Source organism: Aliiglaciecola sp., from assembly GCF_039982535.1.
GTDB lineage: Bacteria > Pseudomonadota > Gammaproteobacteria > Enterobacterales > Alteromonadaceae > Aliiglaciecola.
This window is the reverse complement of the sequence record NZ_JBDWYG010000017.1, coordinates 54,357-73,227: the sequence shown is the minus strand read 5'-3', so window position 1 is coordinate 73,227 and position 18,871 is coordinate 54,357. Positions and strand designations below refer to the sequence as shown.

General features: G+C 41.1%; 18 protein-coding genes and 1 other RNA gene. 12 read left to right on the top strand and 7 right to left on the bottom strand.

Going from position 1 to position 18,871, the window contains the following annotated elements; translation table 11 throughout:
• Positions 1-73 precede the first annotated feature (73 nt).
• From ssrS to ABJV04_RS03245, 9 genes are all read left to right on the top strand, one after another.
• Positions 74-255: non-coding RNA, 6S RNA (gene ssrS, locus ABJV04_RS03285), on the top strand.
• A gap of 337 nt (positions 256-592) precedes the next feature.
• Positions 593-1,018 (top strand): hypothetical protein, encoded by a 426-nt coding sequence (locus ABJV04_RS03280; protein ID WP_348489827.1) that lies wholly within the window; start codon positions 593-595, stop codon positions 1,016-1,018.
• A 169-nt stretch (positions 1,019-1,187) separates the two neighbouring features.
• Positions 1,188-2,084 (top strand): ribokinase, encoded by an 897-nt coding sequence (locus ABJV04_RS03275; RefSeq protein ID WP_348489825.1) that lies wholly within the window; start codon positions 1,188-1,190, stop codon positions 2,082-2,084.
• Between the two features lie 30 nt (positions 2,085-2,114).
• Positions 2,115-3,056 (top strand): nucleoside hydrolase, encoded by a 942-nt coding sequence (locus tag ABJV04_RS03270; RefSeq protein WP_348489823.1) that lies wholly within the window; start codon positions 2,115-2,117, stop codon positions 3,054-3,056.
• A gap of 149 nt (positions 3,057-3,205) precedes the next feature.
• The gene (locus ABJV04_RS03265; protein WP_348489821.1) at positions 3,206-3,787 is read left to right on the top strand and encodes a 5-formyltetrahydrofolate cyclo-ligase; all 582 of its coding nucleotides are present in this window, start codon (positions 3,206-3,208) and stop codon (positions 3,785-3,787) included.
• Positions 3,788-3,905: 118 nt separating this feature from the next.
• Complete coding sequence (rpiA, locus tag ABJV04_RS03260; RefSeq protein ID WP_348489819.1) at positions 3,906-4,562, top strand: ribose-5-phosphate isomerase RpiA; 657 nt, start codon at positions 3,906-3,908, stop codon at positions 4,560-4,562.
• A gap of 121 nt (positions 4,563-4,683) precedes the next feature.
• Complete coding sequence (serA, locus tag ABJV04_RS03255) at positions 4,684-5,913, top strand: phosphoglycerate dehydrogenase (RefSeq protein ID WP_348489817.1); 1,230 nt, start codon at positions 4,684-4,686, stop codon at positions 5,911-5,913.
• Positions 5,914-6,210: 297 nt separating this feature from the next.
• Positions 6,211-6,861, top strand: a complete 651-nt coding sequence (locus tag ABJV04_RS03250) for a methylamine utilization protein (protein ID WP_348489815.1) — start codon at positions 6,211-6,213, stop codon at positions 6,859-6,861.
• Positions 6,862-6,943: 82 nt separating this feature from the next.
• Entirely contained in the window at positions 6,944-8,143 is a 1,200-nt protein-coding gene (locus ABJV04_RS03245) for a hypothetical protein (RefSeq protein WP_348490019.1), read from the top strand.
• Between the two features lie 63 nt (positions 8,144-8,206).
• Here ABJV04_RS03245 and ABJV04_RS03240 read toward each other — a convergent pair whose 3' ends face one another.
• The 3 genes from ABJV04_RS03240 to ABJV04_RS03230 form a co-directional block, all read right to left on the bottom strand.
• A complete protein-coding gene (locus tag ABJV04_RS03240; RefSeq protein WP_348489813.1) occupies positions 8,207-8,974 on the bottom strand; it encodes a DUF481 domain-containing protein in 768 nt (255 codons plus the stop codon).
• A 145-nt stretch (positions 8,975-9,119) separates the two neighbouring features.
• The gene (locus ABJV04_RS03235; RefSeq protein WP_348489811.1) at positions 9,120-9,923 is read right to left on the bottom strand and encodes a DUF481 domain-containing protein; all 804 of its coding nucleotides are present in this window, start codon (positions 9,921-9,923) and stop codon (positions 9,120-9,122) included.
• A gap of 182 nt (positions 9,924-10,105) precedes the next feature.
• Positions 10,106-10,936 carry an HDOD domain-containing protein gene (locus tag ABJV04_RS03230; protein ID WP_348489809.1) on the bottom strand — a complete coding sequence of 277 codons (831 nt, stop codon included), beginning with the start codon at positions 10,934-10,936 and terminating at the stop codon, positions 10,106-10,108.
• A gap of 209 nt (positions 10,937-11,145) precedes the next feature.
• On the opposite strand from ABJV04_RS03230, the gene ABJV04_RS03225 reads away from it, so the two are divergent.
• The 3 genes from ABJV04_RS03225 to ABJV04_RS03215 are packed head-to-tail and all read left to right on the top strand — an operon-like array spanning position 11,146 to position 14,337.
• The gene (locus ABJV04_RS03225) at positions 11,146-12,594 is read left to right on the top strand and encodes a wax ester/triacylglycerol synthase family O-acyltransferase (protein ID WP_348489807.1); all 1,449 of its coding nucleotides are present in this window, start codon (positions 11,146-11,148) and stop codon (positions 12,592-12,594) included.
• Between the two features lie 37 nt (positions 12,595-12,631).
• Positions 12,632-13,435, top strand: coding sequence for a hypothetical protein (locus ABJV04_RS03220; RefSeq protein ID WP_348489805.1), 804 nt, complete (start codon positions 12,632-12,634; stop codon positions 13,433-13,435).
• A gap of 2 nt (positions 13,436-13,437) precedes the next feature.
• Positions 13,438-14,337, top strand: a complete 900-nt coding sequence (locus ABJV04_RS03215) for an alpha/beta hydrolase (protein ID WP_348489803.1) — start codon at positions 13,438-13,440, stop codon at positions 14,335-14,337.
• A gap of 30 nt (positions 14,338-14,367) precedes the next feature.
• On the opposite strand, the gene ABJV04_RS03210 is transcribed toward ABJV04_RS03215, so the two are convergent.
• The 4 genes from ABJV04_RS03210 to aceF all read right to left on the bottom strand — a co-directional run bounded on the left by ABJV04_RS03210 (position 14,368) and on the right by aceF (position 18,871).
• Positions 14,368-14,610, bottom strand: coding sequence for a DUF1289 domain-containing protein (locus ABJV04_RS03210; protein ID WP_348489801.1), 243 nt, complete (start codon positions 14,608-14,610; stop codon positions 14,368-14,370).
• Positions 14,611-14,721: 111 nt separating this feature from the next.
• Positions 14,722-15,132 carry a GFA family protein gene (locus ABJV04_RS03205; protein ID WP_348489799.1) on the bottom strand — a complete coding sequence of 137 codons (411 nt, stop codon included), beginning with the start codon at positions 15,130-15,132 and terminating at the stop codon, positions 14,722-14,724.
• Between the two features lie 168 nt (positions 15,133-15,300).
• Positions 15,301-16,722 (bottom strand): dihydrolipoyl dehydrogenase, encoded by a 1,422-nt coding sequence (gene lpdA / locus ABJV04_RS03200; RefSeq protein WP_348489797.1) that lies wholly within the window; start codon positions 16,720-16,722, stop codon positions 15,301-15,303.
• A 151-nt stretch (positions 16,723-16,873) separates the two neighbouring features.
• The gene (gene aceF / locus ABJV04_RS03195) at positions 16,874-18,871 is read right to left on the bottom strand and encodes a dihydrolipoyllysine-residue acetyltransferase (RefSeq protein ID WP_348489795.1); all 1,998 of its coding nucleotides are present in this window, start codon (positions 18,869-18,871) and stop codon (positions 16,874-16,876) included.

The following is an 18,871-nucleotide window of genomic DNA, read 5'->3' as shown; positions in this document are numbered from 1 at the left end:
CCAGTTTCTAAGCAACTAAAAATGAATTGCCAGTTTTCGATTTTATTTTGGCGTCGCTATGCTAAAATTCGGATCTCTCCTGGGGTGTTTGCCAGTTCAGTTTTGTCCCTGGCCGATGCTAATTAACCTGGAAATTGATTCCACTACTATTGTGCAAGCTTGGCTAGTATCAAGACGCCTACGGTAGTGATGATGTTTCCGCCCTGAACTTTCGGTTCACGGGCCCACACCGAACAGCGGCATTTTGGGAGATTCTAATTTCACAAGGCGATGTGTCAATTAATTTGACACATCGCTTTTTCTTTTCCCCGCCAAAAATCTTAACCAACTGATTTTTATGAAAATAAATCTTTTCGGTTCATAAATTGCAAGTTAATATAATTCAGTATAATACTGTTGATTGGATCAAACAGACGCTTTAAATAAGAATAAAATGAAACTGTACTTTACACACTAGTAAACCATTCAAGTACAGCGGGCATATACAATGGAGCAAGCCTGAAGAATAACCAAAGCAGCAATTAGTGGTGGAAACAACACCCTTTTGTCGTCACTGAACATTTAAAATTAACTTTATAAAGATATCAATTAGATGAAACTGCCCTCAACAGAACAACAGGCAATCTATGATGCTTGCCCTGAATTTTTTGATGATTTAGATACCCAAATTGAATGGAAATGGGATGCTCATTTTGGCTGCCTTCTTGCTGAGTTTTCAGTGGATCATGCCCAACATGTTTATGCTATCGCTAAAAAACACTTTCCTCATAGTTGGAACAAAAAACAGTTAAAAAAAGCCAATCCATATCTCAGACACCGTGCAGGCTTCTTTAGTATTTTGGAGAAGAAGCAAGAACTGTTAAGCAAAGATGCCAATGGTGAGCATGAGGTCATGTTATCTTGGTGGCCTTGGGGACATGGGGCTACCGTGTCAGTGCGAGTGTTTGAGGTAAACAAACAACCTTATGAAAAGCCACAAGGATTTTTTGATAAATTATCAGCTATGTTTACGCGATAACCTATTAACCTATGGGTTGAAAAATGGCATCTCAGTTTGAGATAAATTAAAAAATGTAGCTTTCAATAAAAAAGTTGACCAAATGGTCAGGTTAAACTGTTCTTTTTAGCGTAAACTTGTGGTACAAACTCACTTCTTTGTTAATTCTTCGTGTTAAATTGGAATTTTTATGGCTGTTATTAATTTTGGGTCAATCAATATTGATCATGTTTATCAGGTCGATCATTTTGTTCAACCGGGTGAAACCTTATCCTCAACGGATTACCAACAATTATTGGGAGGAAAAGGAGCAAACCAGTCAATCGCACTAGCTAAAGCAGGTTCCGATGTTCGGCATGTAGGTAAAATTAATGAACATGATGCCCACTTTAAACAAGCAATGATTAAAGCAGGTGTTGATTGTAAATATGTGCAATGCACAGACTCGCCAACAGGTCACGCCATTATCCAGGTAGCATCTTCGGGAGAAAACGCCATAGTATTATTTGGTGGCGCAAATTTAGAAATAGATAATAAAGATGTGCTCCGAGCTTTAGATGATGCCGATGAATCTGCTTGGGTACTTACCCAAAATGAAACAAGCTCCATTGACATTGTATTTCAAGAAGCTAAAAAGTTGGGTTTAAAAGTCGCTTTTAACCCTGCACCGATGACAGATTCGGTGAAGCAGTTGCCCAGCGACTGTATTGACCTGTTAATTGTGAATGAAGTCGAAGCAGCTGAAATAGCAGGTGTTAGCGATATTGATCAAATAGAATCATATTTCCGCGAGCAATGGTCACATGCAGAAGTGTTGATAACTTTAGGCAAACAAGGTGTGCGTTTTGTATTAGCCGAAGAAACCATTGATGTGCCTGCATTCTTAGTTGATACAGTAGATACTACAGCGGCAGGCGATACCTTTATCGGCTACTTTTTAGCTGCCTATAGCCGTCGCAATAAACCCAAAGAAGCGTTAGTGCGGGCGTGTGCTGCTTCAGCAATCGCGGTGACTCGTAATGGCGCAGCCCAATCTATTCCAAGTACTGAAGAAGTAGATCTTTTCCTCAGTCAAAATCAAGCTTAACTACAACTTATCATTAAAGAGAACGATTATATGGCTCATAAAATAATTCTCGATACCGATCCAGGTATTGATGACGCAATGGCAATCTTTTTTGCCTTCCAATCACCTGATATCGAGGTATTAGGATTGACCACGGTTTACGGTAACGTACCTGTGACTATGTCGGCTCAAAATGCATTGACCTTGTGTGAATTAGCCGACCAAGATATTCCAGTCACCAAAGGTGTAGGCATGCCGTGGGTTGGCCCTGAGTCAGGATATGCGCACTTTGTGCACGGTGATGATGGTTTTGGCAATATAGATTTCCCTGCCTCAAAACGTGAACTCGACCCGCGTAGTTCAGCTCAATATATTGTAGACATGGCCCGTCAACATCCAGGTGAAATCACCTTAGTTGCCATTGGCCCATTAGGTAACTTAGCCTTAGCACTGCGTTTAGAGCCGGAATTACCTAACTTGGTAAAAGGTGTCGTTATTATGGGTGGAGCCGCCTTTGTAAAAGGTAATGTGACGCCTGTTGCTGAAGCTAATATATGGAATGATGCCCATGCTGCTGAAATCGTTTTTGCGGCCCCTTGGGATCTTAAAATGTTTGGCTTGGACGTCACCAATGATGTTCCATTCACTTTAGATTTCCTTGATGAACTCGAAACTAAAAACCCTAAATTAGGTGGTTTTGTTAAAAAGTCTTCGCAGTTTTATGTGGATTTTTATTCACAAGATAGAGATGACCGCGTTTGTTTCTTCCATGATGCCATGCCGCTTGCCTATTTGGTGGACCCCAGTTTGTTTGAATTTACCCGTGGCCACGCCAGAGTATCTACGGATCCATTAAACAAAGGACAAACAACAGTTGCACCTGAGGGCAGCACCCCTAGCCCCTTATGGTTAGAAGCGCAACAAATCGATGCAGCAACCAAAGTTGATCATGATCGACTGCGTAAACTGTACATTGATACTTATTCTTATTAATCTACGCCTTACAAAGCCTTAATAAGAAGCTTTTTGTCGAAGATGGTGATTAACATTACCATCTTCGATAATTAATAAGGTGATTGATTTATTTACTGCACAGTGGAATTGGTCCGCGTTAACTTATGTTTGTCAAAGGTGCCTCGACATTGTTAGAAAGCAAAACTCAGTTACGCAAAAAGTTTCGATTATTACGACGTAATCTCAGTCCTGAACAACAAAACCAAGCCAGCCACCAAGCTTTACAAACGGTAATCAAAAACAAGCTATTAGATCACGCTGAGCACATCGCGCTTTATCTTAATCAAGACGGTGAGTTGTCATGTGAAGATATCATCCAATGGTGTTGGAAAAATGGCAAAAAAACCTACCTACCAGTATTAGATCCGAATCGTGAAAACTATTTAGTATTTGTCGAATATGCTGCAGATACTAAGATGCAAAAGAATCGATTTAATATTCCAGAACCTATAATGACGATGTCAAACGTTAAGACCCTGTCGCAACTCGACAGTATATTTTTACCTTTAGTTGCTTTTGATGAAACTGGAAATCGATTAGGCATGGGAGGCGGTTTTTATGACAGAACCCTTGCACAGCTCACCTTTACTTTACAACCGCAACTTTTAGGTTACGCCCACGACTGTCAGCAAGCAACGAGCCTGACCACTGAGAGTTGGGATATTCCAGTCCATAAAATAATCACCCCCAGTCGAGTTATTTCCATCTAAGCACAGCCAATTCCAGTCCCCCCTTACCTCAGTGTTGCTAGCCGTGCGGGAACTAAGTGCGTTATACTCTGCGCAAATTTATAAAATGTGATTAACATTGCCATTTAAAGGATCCCCCATGACGCAAGATGAAAAGAAACGCGCCGCTGGCGAAGCTGCAGTTAAATTTGTTACGGACGACAGTATTATTGGTGTGGGCACAGGCTCGACAGTTCACTATTTTATAAGTGCACTAGAAAGTGTGAAACATAAAATTAAAGGGGCCGTTTCCAGCTCTGATGATTCAACAGCAAAGTTAAAAGCAATGGGCATTGAAGTATTTGACCTCAACTCAGTGGGCAGCTTTGATATTTATGTGGATGGTGCAGATGAAATAACGAAATATAAACATATGATTAAAGGTGGCGGTGCTGCTCTAACCAGAGAGAAAATCGTTGCCGCCGTTGCCAAGAAATTTGTGTGTATTATAGACGATAGTAAACAAGTTCCTGTTTTAGGTGCTTTTCCACTACCTGTTGAAGTTATTCCAATGGCGCGTTCATTTGTAGCCCGGGAATTAGTAAAATTAGGTGGCGACCCTGAATATCGTCAAGGTGTCACCACTGATAATGGCAACGTGATCCTAGATGTTCACAACCTCTCAATCCTCAACCCTGTGGAATTGGAACAACAGATCAATCAAATTCCTGGCGTAGTAACAAATGGTCTGTTCGCCATGCGTGCCGCAGATATTGTATTAGTCGCCACAGACTCTGAAGTAATTGAGATTGAATAGACGAAATTAATATAACAGGCTCTTTCTTATTTGAAAAAGTTCTGGTATTTTTCACTTTCAAATAGACGTCCAGATGTCTCTCAAATCTGACGTCTTTCACTAATTATGTACGGGAACATTAATGAGCAAAGTATCACTGCCCAAAGAAAAAATTAAGATATTGTTGCTTGAGGGTTTACACCAAAGTTCAGTGGAAACTCTTGAAGCCAATGGCTATACCAATATTGAATACATCAAGACGTCTTTATCCGAAGAAAAGCTAATTGAAAAGATTGCTGATGTTCACTTTATTGGAATTCGTTCTCGTACGCAGTTATCTGCAAATGTAATAGACGCGGCTAAAAAACTTGTTGCTGTTGGTTGCTTCTGCATTGGTACCAATCAAGTTGATCTTAAAGCCACACAAAAACGCGGCATTCCAGTGTTCAACGCCCCTTTCTCTAATACGCGTTCAGTAGCTGAATTAGCCCTTGGACAAATTATTTTATTACTTCGTGGCGTGCCAAGTAAAAATGCTAAAGCACATCGCGGCGAATGGGAAAAAAGTGCCGTAGGTTCTTACGAAGCGCGTGGCAAAACCTTAGGCATTATTGGTTATGGTCACATTGGTACGCAACTGAGTATATTGGCAGAGCATTTAGGTATGCGTGTTCAGTTTTATGATATTGAAGACAAATTGGTGCTGGGTAACTCCACACAGGTTAAAACCTTAAAAGAATTGTTGAATACATCTGATGTAGTTTCGTTGCATGTGCCAGAAACCGCACAAACTCAAAACATGATTGGCAAAAAAGAGTTAGCGATGATGAAAGACGGTGCAATCTTAATGAATGCCGCCAGAGGAACCGTTATCGAAATTGATGCACTAGCTGAAGCAATGGAATCTGGTAAATTGAACGGCGCAGCAATTGACGTATTCCCAGTTGAACCAAAATCAAATGACGAAGAATTTGTTTCGCCCCTTAGAAAGTTTGATAATGTCATTCTGACCCCGCACGTAGGCGGAAGTACCCAAGAAGCCCAACAAAATATTGGCTTCGAGGTTGCTGGGAAACTGGTTAAATACAGTGATAATGGCTCTACGCTTTCTGCGGTTAACTTCCCTGAAGTATCGTTACCAGAACATACTGATCGTTCACGATTGTTGCATATCCACGTTAATGCGCCTGGTGTCTTAACCCAGATTAACCAAGCGTTTGCAGCTCATAACATCAACATTGCAGCACAATATCTACAAACTAACGAAAATATTGGTTACGTGGTAATTGACGTTGAAACAGATGATGCAAAAGAAGCGTTCGAGCAACTGACTAAAATTGACGGTACAATTAAAACTCGTATTTTGCACTAAGTAAGTCGCCCTTTCCCATTATCATTATGGGGATTCTGGTTTGGGTCAAGAACAGTCTCTTGGCCCATTTCAAAGCTAAAGTCCCACCCTAAGCCCTGTGCATCTCCAACCTGATCTATATTTAATCAAATGTCTTATTAAACTAAGCTTGAAACAAATTACCCCCATGACAGTGGGTAAAAAATCAATCTATTATTTAAAATGTAACCTTGTGAATTAAAGGGTATATTAAACAGAAATTTATTAATCAAAAAGTCGTTCTACTGCTTAAGTTGTTAAGATTAATGGGAATTGGGAATGAAATGTATATATAAGATATTTTGGTTTAGTTCAGCGTTTATTTGTTTTAACGCTTTGGCAATACCAGTTACCGTTGATGTTTTTAGCAATACAGATAAACCTGTTTTTCAGACGGTGGTTTATTTAGAGCCTGAAGGTGACGTAGAGATCACTCAAGAGCATCAAGACATTGCGGTCATGGATCAAGTCGATCGCCAATTTATGCCACATATTTTACCTGTGCAAAAAGGTAATAAAGTGGTTTTCCCAAATTCTGATTCCATTAAACATCATGTCTATTCATTTTCTCCAGCCAAGCAATTTGAGCTGAAGTTGTATAAGGATTCCGACGCTGCCCCCTTACCATTTGAAAATCAAGGTGAAGTGGAGTTAGGCTGCAACGTACATGACTGGATGCTTGCCTATATTTGGGTAGTAGACACACCCTTTTTTGCTAAAACTGACCAGTCAGGTAAAGTCACAATTGACGTGCCTAAAGGCCATTACAGTGTAAAAATTTGGCATCCTAGAATTCAAGATGACTTAGACGCATTAACTCAAAAAGTGAGCATTGAAGCCCCCACCAGCATGAGCTTTAAATTACAGGAAAAGCTTTTGCAAGACCTCAGCTTTTATGAGCAACGAGCAGATAAACTAACCGACTACTAATGCCCTAGTAGCATTGCAACCTGGAATATTACTTTTGATAGTTAAGCATAACTTTAATTATAAAACCTTAATTGCCATTCTAATGTTTATTCTGTTGTTCAGTTTGAATTTGTTGACTCCTGCTGCTGCAAATCAAGTTGGCGGTATTGTGCAGGTGTACATTGCTGACACCGACAGTTGGCAGTCTTACCAAAACAACGGAACAGGCATCCTCCGTCACGATGACGATACTGTGGGTATACAGCAAGCTCTGTTGCACACAAACATCGACTTAGCTTCGAATGTCAGTCTAAATGCTGTTGCTCACTATTATCCCGACGGTGAACAGCAAGTGGGCTTTTCACAACTATCCTTGCAATATAAACCCTTGAGCCCAAATAAGATTAAATTTAAGGCTAGAGGAGGGTTCTTTTATCCACGTTTATCGTTGGAAAATGTTGATGATGGTTGGCTTTCTCCTTACACCTATACCCAATCTGCAATCAATAGCTGGGTGGGTGAAGAGATGCGTACACTGGGCCTAGAATTTTCAATTTATAGTCCAGGCAGAGCCAGAAGAAGCCCTTGGTCATGGGAAATGATTGGCGCGGCGTTTAAGGGCAATGATCCCCTAGGTACATTAATCAGTTGGCGCGGGTTTGCCATGCATGATCGACAGTCTCTGAACAACGACAGAGTTAACTTTGCCCCCTACCCCACAGTCATTGATACTGACTTTATATGGCACCCAGACTACGTTGAACCCTTTCATGAGCTTGACCGACGATGGGGGTTTTATACTGGTTTACACCTCAGTTATTTTAACCAATCAAGCTTTCGTTATTATTACTATGACAACCAAGCTGACCCTTTAACGGTAAATAGCCAACGACTTTATGGTTGGCGAACTAAATTCCACTCTTTGTCTTTCCAACATAAATTAAATAGCAACACCCGCTTGATTAGTCAGCTTATGACAGGCAGCACTGTGATGGGAGTAAAGTTTGTGTATGTGGATTTTGATGCCTGGTATCTAATGCTCAGCCATCAGGTATCGCAACACCGTATCAGCCTGCGTTACGACAGATTTATGGTAATTGAAGATGATGTATTTCCTACTGACATGAATAATAGTGATGGTTATGGACTGACGTTAGCTTGGCGCTATGATCTTGATGACAACTGGCAATTAGGCATAGAACAACACTTCAATAAAAATACCGCGCAAAATAGAGCCCAGCTAGATCTGCCAATAGATGCTAATCAGCAACAAACCTTATTAGTGGCACAATTTCGCTGGTAGTGTTCTCTTAGAAATAAAAAAGCCGGCATAACAGCCGGCTTTAAACAAACAAATAAGTGTGGTTTAGAAGAAAGTGTAAACCAAAGTTACTGCCGTTTGTGTATCAAGCTTTTCAGTATCATCGCTTGCACCAGAGTTATGATCCAAAGTCACACTAAATTTCATTGATAATGAACCATTAATTGCTGCAGACAATGACGTCACAGATTTAGATTTTGTGTTGTCTTCACCGACTTCAGTTGATAGCAATTGTTTAAAGGTTGCTGTATCAGAAATTTTCCACTGATAATCTAACGCACCACGGACAATTAACCCTTTCTCAGTTTCACCTGGTACAAGAAGTCCAGCGTCATCATAAGTGTCTGCAGTTTTATTATAAGAATAACCAGGACCGACACTGTATTCAAATGACGAGGTTTCGTCTGCCCACAGCTTTTGGTTCCAACCAGCGGCGATTGTAGACTGATAATCATAGCTGCTGAAACGATCATCTTCGTATGAAGCAAAACCGAACAAACGGTGATCTGGGTTTTCTAATTTATAGTTTGCTTGGCCTGATAGAAACCATTTTTGAGCAGTGGTTTGAGTAACAGTTTCATCATCCACTGTCACTTGGTCTTTTTTGTATAGCCCTTCAACAATAAAGTCGTTGCTCCACTTTTCCAACTCTTGATGAGCAGATAACTTACCCTTAACAGAAGTAGTTTCAGTATTACCAGAGGTGACGATTAAACCAAACTCGCCATCCATAGTAAAAGGTTTAGTTTCTTCTGCGCTAACATTTGCTGCCATTGCGCAAAATATAACTGAACTTAAAACTGATTTTTTCATTCGACTTTCCTGATTTTAATTAAAATAAAAACAGCTACTATTATTATTGTTGTACTGAATATTGTTTGAAACATTTCAAATCACCAATTTGGTAAACACAAAGTGTACCAAGTTGCTGATTATTTGTTATTTTTAGTCATTCAGTTTAAAAAAACTGATACACCAATGTGACGGAAGTTTGAGTATCTAAAGGCTCGTCTAACTCTTGTGGTGAGCGATTATGGGTCATATTAAACGACAACTTCATTGCCAAAGAACCATTTATCTTTGCAGCCAAAGAAGTTTCTGAAAAAGAACGCGAAAACTCGTCGTCAGTTTCAGTGCTTAAATATTGCCTGAACGTAGCCTTATCATTGAATTTTTTCTCATATTCCATAGCCGCGCGGATTATAACACCAGTTTGATCTAACACATCAGTATTTTCTTTAGCGATTGATTGTGCATATCCGGGGCCGACACTGTAGGTAAATTCGCTCTCTTCATCTGCCCATAACTGCTCGGTATATCCCACAGCTAAAGCAGCTTGGTATTCATAGGAGTTAAAACGATCATCTTCATATTCACCGTATATAAAAAGACGATTTTTAGGATTTCTGAGTTTGTAATCCGATTGCATCGACACAAACACACTCTGGGCACTGGTCACCAGTTCACTATTGGAATCTAACACCTGTTCATTTTGTTTATACAAAACCTTGGCAACATATCGATGATGCCATCTGAGCAAGTCTTGTTTAGCATTTAACTTTCCGGTAATAGTAGTACCGGTCGTATTACCACTGGCGTAAATTACACCAAACTCTCCATTCATTTCAAAAGAGTCTTGATGTTTAGCGGTGGCATCGCCATGAAAAGGTGCGTCAGCTAGAAAAAGTGCCCGCATAACATCAGTACGAGCACTACTTGAAAAGCTGATAAACAGGAGAATTGTGGCGCAAATTAGCTTCATATAACCCAGTGTAAAATGATTTTAGTTCTATTTTTGCGATATTGTATATAATAATGTGACAATATGCAGCACAAAAATAGACTAAAAATCAATCAAATAGTTCCTTAACTTAAGTAAATTAAAGTAACCAATAACGATGTCTGTAAATAGCTACAAGGACAAATCCAGTTAAACACAGAAATTTAGTAAGGACTAAAGATAGACATCATTTGATTGATTTCTTGATTACTAAACGTAATCGCATCCACAAGTAACTCAGCATCTAAATCAACACTCGCAAAAATAGTAGGATTGATTGCCTCTTCAGGCTTTCCTGAGTAGTTTGTCGCTAATAAATAAGCAACCTTAGACGCCACATGCATGATGGCCACTTCTTTGTTTCCCATTGCGTATTCTTCGTCATCAATATGCATAATGGTCATAGAAATTTGGGTAGGCAATTGCCAAAGTTGTAAAATCGTCGAACTGCATTGGGGGTAAGTAAAACCTAGAATGTTTTTTTGCAATTCAAATGGCATTACTGAGTGATCTTGAGGTATGCAACTTGCAGCTAACTCAGGGCTTTCTTTGGTAATCACCAACTCCGCTAAATTATGCAGTAGGCCCAATAAAAAGAAACGTTCCGAACCTCTAATTCTAGCTAATTTCGCAACATGTTTTGCTAACAAGCCCGTGTATAAACTCTGCCTCCAAAAGCGCTTTAAATCCATATGTTCACTGCTTAGTGAATCGAATGCATCTTTTGCTGTTTCCGCCATAACCAGATTATACAAAGCCTCTCCACCGAGGATGTTGACGGCTTTAGCAATATTATCAACTTGGGAGCGAAATCGAAATAAAGGACTATTTGCCAGCTTTAATAATTTGGAGGTAAGTGATGGGTCGAGACTAACCAAATTACCAATATCTTCACCATCAGATTGGTGGTCATCTAACATTTCACGAATACGCAGACAAATCTCTGGCAACGCGAATGAGGTGCTAGCTTTTTTGGCGTAATCAATTGCTTGCATAAATACTTTTGAATGATATGTAATTGCTGGTAGTCGACATTATAGACACTCTGAGTGGAAATTTCGGATTTTTTTGCCCCTCAGATTGAACGCTTTGGATAATTCAACAAAACACGGCTGCCAGCGCTTGTGCAATGATAAAAAGGTTGATATTTATGGTGTATGGCGTACGGTATTATTCATAACATATTGTTAACATGGGGCTCAAAATGGAAGAACTCTCAGGTTTAGATGCTACTTTTCTATTTTTAGAAACTGAAAAAATCCCTATGCATATAGGTGGAGTATGCATAATCGAAGGCTCGATGAAATTCGAAGAGTTTTACGAATTTATCGAACAACGTATTCATCTAGTATCAAAACTCACTGAGAGACTAGTAACAGTTCCACTAAGTCTCGACAGACCTTACTGGGTTGAAGACCCCGACTTTGATTTAAGTCAGCATATTAAGCGCATCAAGTTGCCGGAGCCAGGTTCATGGAAAGAGCTTCGTTATGCTGCCTCCCAACACTTTTCAACTTGTCTTGATAGAAGCAGACCACTTTGGGAATTTATATTTGTTGAAGGTTTAGACAATGTTTCCCAAGTACCCAAAGGCTCTGTGGCACTCATCACCAAAGTGCATCATTCAGGTTTCGACGGTAAATCAGGGGCAGATCTTATGGCCATGATGTGGGATGTCACACCTAAACCTAGGCCTGTTCCCGCGAAAGTCCCCAAACCTCAAGAAAAAATTCCTGGCCCAATAAACCTTATGGCGCGCAGTGCGTATAACTTAGTCAGTATACCGGGCAAAATACCAGGACTATTATGGAATACCGGCAAAGCTACGTTAAAAGCCAGTTATCTGTCCCGTGTTCATAAAATAGAAATGCCAACGCTTCCCTTTCGTGCGCCGAAAACACCATTTAACGGAATCGTTGAACAAGAGCGCAAATGGAATTCAGCATTGCTCGAGATTGATCGGGTTAAAGCCATACGTAAAGCGGTGGATGGTGCGACTCTAAACGATGTCATTTTGACTATTTGTGGTGGCGCGTTGAGACAATATTTATTGGGCAAAGGTGAACTACCAGAACAACCATTAGTCGCCATGGTACCTGTATCAACACGCTCGAAAGATCAAAAGAATGCGATGGGAAATCAGGTGTCTGCCATGTATATACAATTGGCAACAGACCAAGAAGACCCCATAAAACGTTTGGAAAAAATCCATGTGAATACCTTGGTCGGTAAGTTGTACCAAGATGCCATTGATGCAAAAAGTCTTATGGGCTATGCCGACTTAATCCCATTTGGTTTAGCTGGTGTGGCTTCGCGATTCTATACTCGCTCGGCGTTAGCTAAATGGCATAGACCCTTCTTTAATTTGGTGATTACCAACGTACCAGGGCCAAATGTTCCCCTTTATTTAGGTGGACATAAACTAATTACCAATATGGGGACGGCCCCCATATTTGATGGAATGGGATTGATTATGCCAGTGTTAAGTTACGATGGAACTATCACTATCAGCCCCACTAGTTCCGCAAACTTGATGCCAGACATAGATGTTCTGACTAAATGCATATTAGACTCCGCTAATGAATTGGAAGCTGCCGTGCATAAAAAACAAGAAAAAATGGCTGCGTTTAACGCTTTATTAAATCAGAAGTAATGGGCGCACTAAACAACCAAAGAAGTAGGAAGTTAATATGAACAACGAATTAGCCACATTGCCACACAATCGTCCTAAGAAGCGACATATGCTCACCGAAGGACGCGCGCTATTCGAACTCGGCACGACTAGTCTATTAATGCCTTTGTTAATGCAAGCTCCACGGGGTGACAAACATCCAGTAATGGTGTTACCGGGCTTTTTAGCGTCAGATATTTCCACAAAACCTATACGCACTTTCTTAAAAATGAAAGGTTATAAATCCTATGGTTGGGGTTTAGGCCGAAATTTAGGGACTCACATTGTTGGTGGGCAGCATATCGTGAGCGACCAACTTCTTAATAAAGTCATAGAGTTACATGTTAAATATGATAAAAAAGTAAGTCTTGTTGGCTGGAGTTTAGGCGGTATTTTGGCAAGAGAAATTGCCCGTGCGATTCCTGATTGTGTACGCCAAGTAATTTCCTTAGGCAGTCCATTTAATGGCCCCCAAGGCTCGGCCCCTGTTGCCGCTAAAATGTTTCAATTAATCAATGGTGATTTAAACCAAAGAGAGCCCCATGCCGCTAAACGTATTATCCCTCCCCCAGAGGTTCCTAGTACCGCAATTTTTTCCCGAAGCGACGGCGTAGCCCATTGGCAGTCTTGCATCAATTCAAATGAACATCTTCATTCATTGTCGGAAAACATCGAAGTGAAAGGGAGTCATATGGGCCTAGGACACAACTCCCAGGTGTTATGGATAGTTGCTAACCGATTAGCGCAAACCGAAGGAAAATGGCAGCCATTCAGGCAAAAAACCTTGCATAAAATTCTTTATCCAAACCCAGACAGGGCATAAGTTTGACAGAAGTAAACAATAGCGATGAGCTTTTCGCGGACGTAAATGGAATTACATTGTGTTACCAGACCTTTGGCGATCCTAAAGGTAAACCTCTTTTATTGATCATGGGTTTAGCCACACAAATGATCCACTGGGATCCCCGGTTCTGCCAAAAATTAGTGGATCAAGGGTATTGGGTTATACGATTTGATAATCGTGATATTGGCAAGAGTACAATTTTGCATGATCAGAAAAAGCCGACATTCTTTTCGGTGGCGGCGAATCAGTTTTTCGGTAAAAAGCTTCATGTACCTTATAATTTGCATACCATGGCTAGCGATGCTGTCGCGCTATTAGATCATCTAAATATCTCCACCTGTCACTTAGTTGGTGTGTCTATGGGCGGCATGATTGCCCAGTGCGTTGCTATTGATTATGCGAGTCGAGTTGCCAGTCTAACGTCAATTATGTCAACAACAGGCGATAGAGCCTTACCTAAAGCCAAAAATGCAGTGATTTTGAAGATACTGCAACCGCCGCCAAAAGAAACGCAAGCATTTCTACGATATTCGTTAAAACTGTGGAAGATGCTTCATGGTAAGCACTTCAAATTTGATAAACAAAAAATTTCACAGCTATTACAACATGCCAGAGAACGTTCGTTTAATCCCGATGGCGTGTGGCGACAAACCTGTGCCATATTAGCCTCACCTGATCGCACCCAAGCTTTGCACTATGTAAAAGTACCCAGTTTAGTGATCCACGGTGATGCCGATCCCCTAGTTCCCGTTGAGTGCGGAATTGCCACTGCGGCCGCATTACAAAACAGCGAACTTATGATCATTAAAGGAATGGGTCACACATTACCTGAAGAAGCTTGGGATCAAATGATCAACGGTATTGTTAAGTTAGCTAATTAAACAAAAATAACTAGGCGCAATGAAGGTCGGTTAATCAAACAGATCAGTTTGTTTAGGTGTTGTAGCCGCAGCGTCACTATTTTTCTTACGCTGGGCAATAGACTTGCGCCTTTGGCAGGCTTTTATAATGATCCGCTTGGCATAAGGCGTAGCCTGATTCCAATAAAGTCGTTCATCCCTACTGCGGAAACATCCAGTGCAATAGCCGCTTTTCCCAGACTGGCAAACACCAATGCAGGGGCTAGGAATATCAAAAAACTCGAGTTGATCCACGATAGTAACTTAATTTCATAAATTCAGATCATTTCCTATAGTTTACACCCTTATGCAGATGTAGGTGAAATACTCATAATGAAGACATGATCTGAATATATTAAAATGTTTTTACTCTGGATATTGAGAGAATTTAGGTGCTGCTTGTCCGGCATCGTACCAAGCAAACTTCTCTTCCCAAAATATATTCGCCTGAGGCGTCATATCTGGCACCTCGTCTAAGAAGCCGGCTGGGATACACAACAAACTACCATCACGGGTTAAATAAGGCACTTGTGAGCCACATTCAGTGCAAAACACATTGCTAAAGCGCACCGCGTTTGGTAAATCAAAGCGCTTGATTTTGTCTTCGCCACTGAGCCACTTTATATTCTCAGGATCGGTAAAAAGCAGTGACGCAAATGCTGAGCCGGTTTTCTTTTGGCAGCGATCACAATGACATTGATAAAAGCGTTTATACGGACCATGAACTTCGCACGTTACCGCACCACACAAACAGCTACCTTTAATTTCTTGCGGCATCATTATTCCTCTTAGATTAGTGTTGTTTTGAAAAGTGAATCTGGCTTACCGCCAACCCTAGTTATAGGAATTTACCTGCAGATAAACAGAAACGCCAATAAATACGGCAGATATAAAAAATGCCAGTATGCTTAACGCAGACTGGCATTCTTAATTTCTCTTAGAAAATTACTTTTTCTTTGCTTTTGGATTTGGCAAATCAGTAATACTTCCTTCGAAAATTTCAGACGCTAAACCAATTGATTCATTTAGGGTTGGGTGAGCATGAATTGTCAAAGCGACATCTTCAGCATCAGCGCCCATTTCAATGGCTAAACCAATTTCACCTAACATCTCGCCAGCATTGATACCGATAATTGCACCACCGATAACACGGTTAGATTCTTTTTCGAATATCATTTTAGTCATACCTTCAGTACGACCAGAAGCAATAGCTCGACCTGAAGCAGCCCAAGGGAAAGTGGCAGTTTCATAACTTACACCTTGCTCTTTAGCTTCTTTTTCAGTCAATCCTACCCAAGCGACTTCTGGGTCAGTGTAGGCAACTGAAGGAATACATTTAGGATCGAAGAAGTGTTTCTTACCAGCAATAACTTCTGCAGCTACATGGCCTTCATGAACAGCTTTGTGAGCAAGCATAGGTTGACCAACAAGGTCACCAATTGCATAGATGTTGCTAACGTTAGTACGCATTTGTTTATCAACGTTAATGAAGCCACGCTCATCTACTTTCACGCCAGCTTTATCGGCAGCAACTAAACCACCGTTTGGACGACGTCCAACTGCCACTAATACTTTATCGTATTTAACTGGCTCAGCAGGTGCTTGTTTGCCTTCGAAAGTCACGTACAAGCCATCATCTTTGGCTTCAACGGCAGTAACTTTAGTTTGTAGCATAACGTTAAACTTGTTTTTAACGTATTTTTGGTAGATTTTAATGACGTCTTTATCAGCAGCAGGGATCAACTGATCTAAAAACTCAACCACGTCAATTTGAGAACCTAGTGAACGATAAACGGTTCCCATTTCCAAACCAATAATACCACCACCCAAAACTAGCATTTTTTCAGGGATGTCTTTCATTTCCAAGGCACCCGTTGAATCGATTACTCGATCATCATCGTTTGGAATGAAAGGTAAAGAAACTGGCTCTGAGCCCGCAGCGATAATTGCGTTATCAAAGGTGATGGTAGTTTTACCATCTTTGCCTTCTACTTCAATGGTATTGGATCCGGTAAATTTACCGTAACCTTGCACAAACTTAACTTTGCGCATTTTTGACATGCCTGATAAACCTTTCGTAAGTTGCCCTACTACACTGTCTTTCCAGCCACGCACTTTATCTAAATCGATTTTTGGCTCACCGAACACAACGCCGTGTGAAGCCATTTCTTTTGCATCATCAATCACTTTAGCAACGTGAAGTAACGCTTTAGACGGGATACAGCCTACGTTAAGACATACTCCACCTAAGGTTTCACGGGAGTCAATGATGACTGTTTCAATACCTAAATCGGCAGCTCTAAAAGCTGCGGAATAACCACCAGGTCCTGCACCTAGCACAACCAGTTGAGTTTTAATTTCGCTCATTATGACCTCAAATTTCGAATTCTATTCTGACAGACCTGTAAAATACTACCTTCGCAACAGTATGTTAGCAAAGGAAAGCTCGACTAAACACGAAAAATATCAAAAAAGTGCGCCTCAAGGTTATTTCCGTAAAGCGCACTCTTATTGTTACCTAAAGTAAGATTTGGCGAAGATCTGCTAACACATTACCTAAGTGCACTGCAAAACGTGCAGCCACAGCACCATCGATCACTCGGTGATCGTATGACAATGATAGTGGTAACATTAGTCTTGGTTCAAAATCTTTACCATTCCATTTAGGTTTCATCTCACTTTTTGAGACACCCAAAATAGCAACATCAGGGGCATTAACAATAGGCGTAAATGCCGTACCGCCAATTCCACCTAAACTAGAGATTGTAAAACAGCTACCCTGCATATCTGGGCCTTTAAGTTTTCCGTCTCTGGCTTTAATACTAATTTCAGTTAACTCTCGAGATAATTCGACAATGCCTTTTTTATCTACATCTCGAACCACAGGAACAACAAGTCCTCCTGGAGTCTCTACCGCAATACCAATATGGTAATACTTTTTCTGGATAAGTGATTCACCAGACTCAGATAAAGATGTGTTAAATACCGGATAGGCTTTAAGGGCATCAGCCACCGCTTTCATCATAAACACAAGAGGTGTAATTTTAACCCCTAGTTTACGTTTCTCAGCGATAACGTTTTGCTCTTTACGGAATTTTTCTAACTCAGTGATATCCGCTTCTTCAAACTGGGTAACATGTGGAATCGTCACCCAATTACGATGCAGATTTGGTCCAGAGATTTTCTGGATACGAGTAAGAGGAACTTCTTCCACTTCACCAAATTTAGCAAAGTCTACTTTCGGTGGAGCAAGTACTTGCAAACCACCTGAGCCGCTTCCTACCGACGACCCAGGAGTCATCTTCGGACGTGACAACTCGTATTTAACAAAAGACTGAACATCTTCTTTTAAGATACGTTTCTTCGGTCCACTGCCGGTAACCTGAGTTAAATCGACACCAAATTCTCTTGCTAAACGACGTACCGATGGTGAAGCATGAACTTTACCGCTGGACTTTTTGTCGGCTGCAGAAGGATGATGTGGAACAGGTGGCTTACGGGTATTTGCCGATGCCGCTTGTGCTGGCGCAGCAGGTGCCGCAGCTTTTGGTGCTGGAGCCGGAGCCGCCGCTTTAGGTGCTGACTTTTCAGTAACTTCAAGGGTAATAACTAAACTTCCCTCAGAGACTTTATCGCCAACGCTCAATTCGACACTTTTCACCGTACCACTTTTTGGAGAAGGCACATCCATAGTGGCCTTATCGGTTTCTAATGTAACCAATCCGGCTTCTGCTTCAATCTCATCGCCAGCTGCGACCAATACTTCAATTACATCAACATCAGTATCGCCACCAATATCTGGGACTTTTACATCAATTACTGACGTAGTTTCTTCACCAGAATCCGCCTCGGCGCTAGCCGGTGCTTCTGGTTCTGACGCTTCTTGTGCTGGAGCAGGAGCTGGTTCTGAGGCAGCTGGTGCAGATTCAGCACTTGAACCTGATGCACCTTGGGTAGCTAATTCAAGAACCAAAGTTCCTTCAGAAACCTTGTCGCCTACTTTAATTTTTACAGACTTGACTACACCTGCAGCAGGTGAAGGAACGTCCATTGTGGCCTTGTCGGTTTCCAAGGTAATTAAACCGGTTTCCGCATCAATCTCGTCACCTTCGGCAACCAGTACTTCGATAACGTCGACGTCGGTATCACCACCAATATCAGGTACTTTAACTTCAATCACTTCACTGCTTGAACTTGCATCAGCTGACGGTTGTTCTGGTGCGCTTTCTGGTGCTTTTTCAGGCGCGGCTTCTTCAGCTGGCGCTGCAGATGAATCACCTTCAGCAGCCAGTTTCATAATCAAAGTGTCTTGACTAACTTTATCACCAACCTTTACCAGAATATCCGCTACAGAGCCTGCAAACGGAGCAGGAATATCCATACTGGATTTATCACTTTCTACCGTTATTAGCGAAGATTCAGCTTCGACGTCTTCGCCAACAGCAACACAGATCTCTATGACTTCAACTTCTTCACCGCCCACATCGGGGACCAATACATCTTTTAAATCTGACAT